The 1,430-nt window shown below is 64.3% G+C and carries 1 pseudogene; it reads left to right on the forward strand.

What is annotated here, in order from left to right:
- The first annotated feature begins 67 nt into the window (after window positions 1-67).
- Window positions 68-1,430, forward strand: a pseudogene (locus MTX36_RS29400) (IS701 family transposase).

Raw genomic sequence — 1,430 nt, forward strand, 5'->3', positions numbered from 1 at the left:
CTAGTAGTACTTTGTTACCTCGGCGTGTCCGCTCGAGTTTCGACGGATTTCTCGAGACCATGCCCACATGGATGCACACACCCTCAACCGCGTCGGAGAATCGATGGATACGTTTGTCGGTGAAGTGTTCTCCTCACTCAAACGCAAGGATCAACGAGCGACTGCGGGAGTGTACATACAGGGGTTGATGCTCGACGGGCGACGCAAGTCGATGCAACCGATGGCGCAGCGACTGAAGGTGGACCATCAGCGACTGCAGCAGTTCGTCACCACCTCGCCATGGGATGTATCGACGGTGCGGAAAGCACTCTCCTGCAAGGCATGTGATCTGATAACGCCGGATGCGTGGGTCATCGACGACACCGGTTTCGTCAAAGACGGTGACGGCTCGCCGTGCGTTGCCCGCCAGTACTCGGGCACCGTCGGCAAGGTCGGCAACTGCCAGATCGCAGTCAGTGTGCACGCCGCCTCCGATGCCGCGTCCGCCCCGCTGGATTGGCGACTGTTCGTGCCCGAGCGATGGGACGATCAGTCCACCACCGACGCCGACGCGGCCGCGGCGATCACCGTCCGGCGCAAGCGATGCGCGATCCCAGCCGACGAGCATCACCGGCCGAAGTGGGAAATGGCCCTGGAGATGATCGACGAACTGATCGAATGGGGCCGGATCCCACCGGTGGTCGTCGCCGACGCCGGATACGGCGACACCACAGCCTTCCGTGAGGGCCTGTCCGCGCGCGGCATCGGCTACGTCGTCGCAGTCAAAGGCGCCACCAGCGCCTATCGGGTCGACGCGGTCCCCGAGACAGCTCCCTACGGTGGCCGCGGACGCCCACCGACACGGCGTTACCAGAACCCGCACTCGACCTGCAAGGACCTCGTCCTCGCGGCCGGCAGGTCGGCGCTGCGCCAGGTCACCTGGCGGCGCGGCACCAAGGCGAGTCCCGGCAACCCCACCGCGGCGATGCGTTCGCGTTTCACCGCGCTGCGGATCCGCCCCGCCAACCGCGACATTCCCCGCGACGACGACGGCGCCCTGCCGCAGGTGTGGCTGCTCGCCGAATGGCCCACTGGAGCCAACCAGCCCACCGACTACTGGCTGGCCACCCTCCCCCCGGAGACGCCTGTGGCGGAGTTGGTGCGTCTGGCGAAGATCCGCTGGCGTATAGAACACGACTATCGGGAACTGAAAACAGGTCTGGGACTGGACCATTTCGAAGGACGATCCTGGTTGGGGTGGCACCACCATGCCACACTCGTCACCGCAGCTCACCTGTTCATCACGACGCTGAGGCTCACCGACCCAAAAGTGGGTGGGCGGGACTGACCCTCTACGGTGTCGTGCGCGAACTTCAACGCGCACTTGCTCATTGGATCGGTACCTGCCCGCTGTGTCATCACACCTTCCCGACCTAACAAAGTACTACTAG

This window comes from Rhodococcus sp. ARC_M6, from assembly GCF_022810305.1.
Lineage (GTDB): Bacteria > Actinomycetota > Actinomycetes > Mycobacteriales > Mycobacteriaceae > Rhodococcus_F.